General features: G+C 55.5%; 5 protein-coding genes. 4 read left to right on the plus strand and 1 reads right to left on the minus strand.

Features of this window, described 5'->3' with window-relative positions:
• The first annotated feature begins 1,166 nt into the window (after positions 1-1,166).
• The 3 genes from JMJ95_RS09345 to JMJ95_RS09355 all read left to right on the plus strand — a co-directional run bounded on the left by JMJ95_RS09345 (position 1,167) and on the right by JMJ95_RS09355 (position 3,219).
• On the plus strand, positions 1,167-1,988 hold the full coding sequence (locus JMJ95_RS09345; protein ID WP_166670231.1) for an NYN domain-containing protein: 822 nt from the start codon (positions 1,167-1,169) through the stop codon (positions 1,986-1,988).
• Between the two features lie 716 nt (positions 1,989-2,704).
• A complete protein-coding gene (gene relB, locus JMJ95_RS09350; RefSeq protein ID WP_290684773.1) occupies positions 2,705-2,944 on the plus strand; it encodes a type II toxin-antitoxin system RelB family antitoxin in 240 nt (79 codons plus the stop codon).
• Positions 2,941-3,219 (plus strand): type II toxin-antitoxin system RelE/ParE family toxin, encoded by a 279-nt coding sequence (locus JMJ95_RS09355; RefSeq protein ID WP_290684775.1) that lies wholly within the window; start codon positions 2,941-2,943, stop codon positions 3,217-3,219. The genes relB and JMJ95_RS09355 overlap by 4 nt, the downstream gene beginning before the upstream one ends.
• Before the next feature lie 43 nt (positions 3,220-3,262).
• On the opposite strand, the gene JMJ95_RS09360 is transcribed toward JMJ95_RS09355, so the two are convergent.
• Positions 3,263-3,469 carry a hypothetical protein gene (locus tag JMJ95_RS09360; protein ID WP_290684776.1) on the minus strand — a complete coding sequence of 69 codons (207 nt, stop codon included), beginning with the start codon at positions 3,467-3,469 and terminating at the stop codon, positions 3,263-3,265.
• Positions 3,470-3,884: 415 nt separating this feature from the next.
• Between JMJ95_RS09360 and JMJ95_RS09365 the strand changes: the two genes are divergently transcribed.
• Positions 3,885-5,285, plus strand: a complete 1,401-nt coding sequence (locus tag JMJ95_RS09365; RefSeq protein WP_290684778.1) for an NAD(P)/FAD-dependent oxidoreductase — start codon at positions 3,885-3,887, stop codon at positions 5,283-5,285.
• The last annotated feature ends 849 nt before the right edge of the window (positions 5,286-6,134 follow it).

Raw genomic sequence — 6,134 nt, forward strand, 5'->3', positions numbered from 1 at the left:
CGGGACGACAGGGTGGTGTCATCCCGAGGCCGGGGGCATGGCCGAGGGATCTCGGGCTTGAGGTACTCCGGAGTCAAAACCGAGGTCCTTCGCCTTGCTCAGGACGACAGACAAAGGCAACCCAGAGATCCTTCCCCTCCGGGGATGCTGCGCGATCGCTGCGTTCGTTCGGGACGACAGGGTGGTGTCATCCCGAGGCCGGGGGCATGGCCGAGGGATCTCGGGCTTGAGGTACTCCGGAGTCAAAACCGAGGTCCTTCGCCTTGCTCAGGACGACAGACAAAGGCAACCCAGAGGTCCTTCCCCTCCGGGGATGCTGCGCGATCGCTGCGTTCGTTCGGGACGACAGCAAAAGGCACTCGTTCGGGATGGAAGGGTGTTGTTTGTCATCCTGAGGCCGGGGGTATGGCCGAAGGATCTCGGGCTTGAGGTACTCCGGAGTCAAAACCGAGGTCCTTCGCCTTGCTCAGGACGACAGACAAAGGCAACCCAGAGATCCTTCCCCTTCGGGAGTGCTCCGCAATCACTTCGTTCGCTCGGGACGACAAGCAAATGCAAAATCGAGGTCCTTCGCGTTGCTCAGGACGACAAAAAAACAAGTCCTCGGGAGGACAGAGGGTTGTCATCCTGAACGAAGTGAAGGATCTCGCCCCTAAGGCAGTCCAGATTCAAAGCCGAGATCCTTCCGGCGAAAAGCACGCCGTCAGGATGACAGGGCAAAGGTAACGCCAGGTCCTTCCCCTTCGGGAGTGCTCCGCGATTGCTTCGTTCGTTCGGGACGACAAGCAAATGCAAAATCGAGGTCCTTCCCCTCCGGGGATGCTTCGCGATCACTGCGTTCGTTCGGGACGACAGGTGTTTGGTTGTCATCCTGAACGAAGTGAAGGATCTCGCCCCTAAGGCAGTCAAGAATCAACCCCGAGGTCCTTCGCCTTGCTCAGGACGACAGACAAAGGCAACCCAGAGATCCTTCCCCTCCGGGAGTATGGCCGAAGGATCTCGCCTTGAAATCATTCACCGGTTTCAATGCGGTTATCTGATACTTGACGACCTATCGGGATTAGCGTAATATGCAAAGCAGAATTAATTGGCGCTCCAAAAGCGCCCCTACTACAAGAAGGAAGATGGCTTGCCGTCTTCCTTCTTTCTTGAAAGGGGAGCCGCTGGTGAAAAGAGTGGCCGTTTTTGTCGACGCAGGTTATTTTTGGGTCCAGACAGCAAAAGCACTCTTTCTTGAACAGAAACCGAGAAGTTTTGTTCATGTTGACCATCAGAGAATGCGGAGCGAGTTGCTCGGCCAAGTGGAAAATTTTTGCCCGGGCAGCGATCTTTTGAGAATCTATTGGTACGACGGCCCCGGAGCAAACGGAACAAAATCATACGAGCACGAGTGTATTGAACGCCTCGACGATTTTAAGCTTCGTCTTGGCTCCCGCAACATAAGAGGAGACCAAAAAGCTGTAGACGGGCTACTTATCGCCGATCTGATCGGGCTTGCTCAAAACAGGTCCATCAGCGAGGCGATCATTCTTTCAGGAGATGCTGATCTGGTTCCAGGCGTCCTTGCCGTACAAAACCTCGGGATCCGAGTTCTGCTTATTGAAATCGGCGCCCGGGAAGCCACTTCGCCTTATTTGATAGCGGAAGTTGACCGTTATTGCAGGTGGAATTCGGAGAGCATCCGCTCATTTGCCATAAAAGCTCCTTCCTGCGAAGAAACTGAACATAGTCCTTCTTCGTTGTCTCTTGAACCGGTATCGCAGCTCGATTTGAAAAAGATTGCCGAAGAGTTTTACTGCCATCAATCTGCTGAAAAACGAAAAATGCTGGCAACTATCGATCATAACCAGCCAATACCATCGGATGTCGACAGAGCTCTTTTGGAACTAGCCCGCACTGAAAACGGTGATAGATGGCTTCAAACAGAACAGAAAAAGCTGATCCGTTCCCTCCTCAAAGAACACGCAAAACTACAAAAGGGCAAGTAACCTATTAAGGCCCCAGAATCCTGATGAGGTCCCTGCCTCCTATGGGATGCTGCCGCAATAGCCTCGCCCCCATCAGGATAACAGGGTAATGTCATCCCGAGGGCGGCTCCATGGCCGATCGTGTCCCCGGAGGGGAGGGATCTCGCTCTTGTGACAGCCCAGAATCAACCCCGAGGTCCCTCGTCGCTGCGCTCGCTCGGGACGACAACCAACTGCATTCGAGCGGGACTGAGGGTGTCATCCCGAGGTCGGTACCATGGCCGAGGGATATCGGAGGCACTCCAGAGTCAAAATCGAGGTCCTTCGCGTTGCTCCGTTGCTCAGGACGACAAAAAAACAAGTCCTCGGGAGGACAGAGGGTTGTCATCCTGAGGCCGGAACCATGGCCGAGGGATCTCGGGCTTGAGGGCGTTCGAACCAAGGGCAGATCCCTCGCCCCCTTCGGGGATGTTCCGCGATCACTTCGCTCGCTCGGGACGACAAGCAAAAAGGTAAAGGCAGATCCCTCTTCGCTCCGCTCATTCGGGATGACAAGCAACTGCCGCTCGCTCGGGACGACAACAAAAGGTGCTTGCTCGGGACGAAAGAATGTTGTTTGTCATCCCGAGGCCGGGGGCATGGCCGAGGGATCTCGCCCTTGAACTCTTTCACTGGTTTCATTGTTGACTGTCCAGGGTTTTGTGCTACGATGCAATACAAAGAGAGGAGGGGAAATCATGGCTACACTTGAGAAAACTCTGTCCATACGGCTTTCCCCGGAGGAACGCCTGGCGGCGGAGGAATACGCCAGGGAGCGAAGGATGTCCCTTGCCCAGTTTGCCCGGGAATCGATGCTTGAGAAGATCGAGGATGCCTACGACCTGAAAGTCTATACAGCCTGGCTGAAAAGCAGGCGGAAGACGGTGCCGTTTGAGGATCTTGTGAAGGAGTGCGGTTTTTCCGAGGAGGAGTTATGAGCTGCTACTCCGTGGAAATTGCCTCGGAGGCTGCGAAGAAGATCAAAAAATTCGATAGGGAGACACAGCACCTGATTTTCAGCTACATCAACCGGAATCTCCGAAATTGCGCGGACCCCCGCGCTTCAGGAAAGACGCTGACGGGACCTCTTCGGGGATTGTGGCGCTACCGGATAGGTGATTACCGTTTGCTGGCGGAGATCAGGGACGGGGAGATGCTTATCATTGCGGTTGATGTGGGGCATCGTTCACAGGTATATTCCCGCAGGAAGTAGATCATGTCCGGAGAGTATTGTTTCTCGGCAGAAATGGTTTTCATCAAAGTTCGTGTTCTTTTTTCAAGGTTTGCCATGGTATGGCAGGTTCATCAATTCTTTCACTGATTTCCCGGAGGTCTTCCATATCTTCTTTTTCCTGTGAATACCAAAGGAAGGCCGCATTACTCGTCACTTTTTCCACATCCTCTTGAGGGAGCTGCCTGACGAGGTTGTATAGTGTCTTTCGTTCTTTTGTCTCAGTCCTCATTATCGTACTCTCCCTCCCTTGCTTGGGAAATCCATCAATAGTATATCCTAATCCATGGCCCAGAAGAAGGTCATCCCGAGAACGGCTCCATGGCAGAGGGATGCCGGTTTAGGTCTGTCATTCCGAACGGCGAAGCCGGGGAAATCGCGGTCTTAAGGGCGTTCGAACCAAAGGCAGATCCCTCGCCCCCTTCGGGGATGCTCCGCTCATTCGGGACGACAAACAAAGTCAAAATCGAGGTCCTTCGGGCTAAAAGCTTCCCTCAGGACGACAAACCCAAGCAAACCCAAGCAAACCCGGAGTGGAGGGAAGCCCGGTCTTGGCAGTGTGTTTTTGTATGTTGAATAAAATACACTCAGGGGGTATAATATTTCCGGCTAAATGAAAATTTTCTCAAAAAGGCGGGTGTTTGAACGTGAAACAGTTCGACATCATTGTGATAGGCATGGGGCCGGCGGGCATGGCTGTTTCCGCCATGGGGTCGGCCATGGGGCTTTCGGTGCTGGCCATAGAGAAGCATAAAGTCGGCGGGGAGTGCCTGAACTGCGGCTGCATTCCCAGCAAGGCCCTGCTGAAGGCGGGGGAGGCCCTCCATTCCGCACGCAATCTGAAACGATACGGCTTGGACGGGGAGCTTCACCTGAACGCCTCGGACCCCATGCAGGTGGTCCGGGACAAGATCCACGGCATCAACGACAAGAAATTCCAGAAGGCCTTCGAGCGGGCGACCCTTGTTAAGGGAAGTGCCGAATTTGTGGATGACCGGACCGTCCAGGTGGACGGCGAGAGCTACACAGCAAAGAAGATCTTCATCGCCACCGGGACGGAGCCCTTTGTGCCTCCCATTCCGGGATTGAAGGACGTACCGGACATCCTGACGAACATGAACATGTTCGAGATTGAAAAGATGCCCGAATCCCTGACCATCATCGGCGGGGGCGCCATAGGTTCGGAGATGGCCCAGGCCTTCGCCCGCCTCGGGACGAAAGTGGCCGTCGCCCACATGGACCCTCATCTCGTTCCCGTGGGGGACGAGGAGGCCGCCCGGGTGCTGGAGGACGTTTTTGCCAAAGAAGGCATCACTGTGTACAACGGGGCGAAAATCACCGGGGTCTCCATGGTGGACGGGAAGATCGTCACCGTGACGGACAAGGGGACGCTGACCTCGGAGCGGATTCTCGTGGCCGCCGGCCGGAAGCCCGTGCTCGAGCCCCTGCGCCTGGAACGGGCGGGGATCGAGTTCACGAAGAAGGGCATCACCGTGGACAGCCACATGCGGACGAACAGGTCCCACATCTACGCCGTGGGCGACTGCAACGGCCAGAGCCTCCTTTCCCACGCCGCCATGCACCAGGGAATGCTGGCCCTCATGCACGCGATGTCGCCTTTCTCCCTGTCCATGCTGAAGCGGGAGCGGTACGTGGTGCCCTGGTCGGTGTTCACCGAGCCCGAAATCGCCCAGGTGGGTTTGACGGAGAAGGAAGCCCGCGCCAGGGGGCTGAACATACAGGTCATGAAGAAGGATTTCCGGGCCTACGGCCGCACCGTGGCGGACGGACACCCCGAAGGGTTCATCAAGATCATCACCGACGGCCGGGGCAGGATCCACGGCGCCTCCATCGTCGGCGAGGCCGCCAGCGAACTCATCCACGAATGGACCATGGCCATCCAGTACAAAAAGCGGATGTACCACGTCATGATGATGCAGCACGCTTTCCCGTCGGTGTCCATGATCAACAAGATGATTGCCGAGGACTGGATGATGGAAAAAATGAAATCCGGCTGGATGCAGAAACTGGTGAAGTGGCTGAAGTAGGGGGGAAGGAATCCGCTTGCTCGGGACGGATGGTGTCATCCTGAGGCCGGGGGCATGGGCCAGGGATCTCGGTCTTGGGGCAGCCCAAAGTCAAAATCGAGGTCCTTCGCGTTGCTCAGGACGACAAAAAAACAAGTCCTCGGGAGGACGGAGGGTGTCATCCTGAGCGCAGCGAAGGATCTCGCTTTCGGTCTGCCATTCCGAACAACTGTAGAGTCAGAACCGAGATCCTTCCCCTCCGGGGACGCGATCGGGCGAAAAAACAGCCCTCAGGATGACAAAAGCCCAAAACGCCGGTCTCAGGACGACAAAAAACCGGGGAACGGGCCTCAGGGCGACAGCGGATTGTCATCCTGAGGCGGTCTCTGTGGCCGGGGATGCTACGCGATCCCTGCGGTGGTTCGGGACGACAGAGGGTTGTCATCTTGAACGAAGTGATCGCGCAGCATCCCGAGCATAGCGAGGGGAGGATCTCGCCCCTAATGCAGTCCAGATTCAAAGCCGAGATCCTTCCGGCGAAAAGCACGCCGTCAGGATGACAGGGCAAAGGTAACGCCAGGTCCTTCCCCTCCGGGGATGCTCCCTCCGCTTCGCTTGGATGCTGCGTGATCGCGATCGAATTGCTCAGGACGATAAAAAAACGAGGCCCCTCCTCACTTTCCCTGAATCAATGAATTTCATTGCAATTAATGTCTTATATGATATGATTAGCCCTAAGTGAAAGAAAGGGGTTTTCTCAATGCGATGGAGAGTACTCTTCTACGTAAATGAGAACGGTAAAAGACCGGTAGAAGAATTTTTGAGAAAACTTCCTCCCGGACACCAGGGAAAAGCCATGCGTGCAATTGA

The sequence above is a fragment of the Aminivibrio sp. genome (genome assembly GCF_016756745.1).
GTDB lineage: Bacteria > Synergistota > Synergistia > Synergistales > Aminobacteriaceae > Aminivibrio.

Coding starts and splice junctions, on each gene's coding strand:
- relB (WP_290684773.1), top strand. CDS start 2,705: ATGGCTACACTTGAGAAAACTCTGTCCATACGGCTTTCCCCGGAGGAA.
- JMJ95_RS09360 (WP_290684776.1), bottom strand. CDS start 3,469: ATGAGGACTGAGACAAAAGAACGAAAGACACTATACAACCTCGTCAGG.
- JMJ95_RS09355 (WP_290684775.1), top strand. CDS start 2,941: ATGAGCTGCTACTCCGTGGAAATTGCCTCGGAGGCTGCGAAGAAGATC.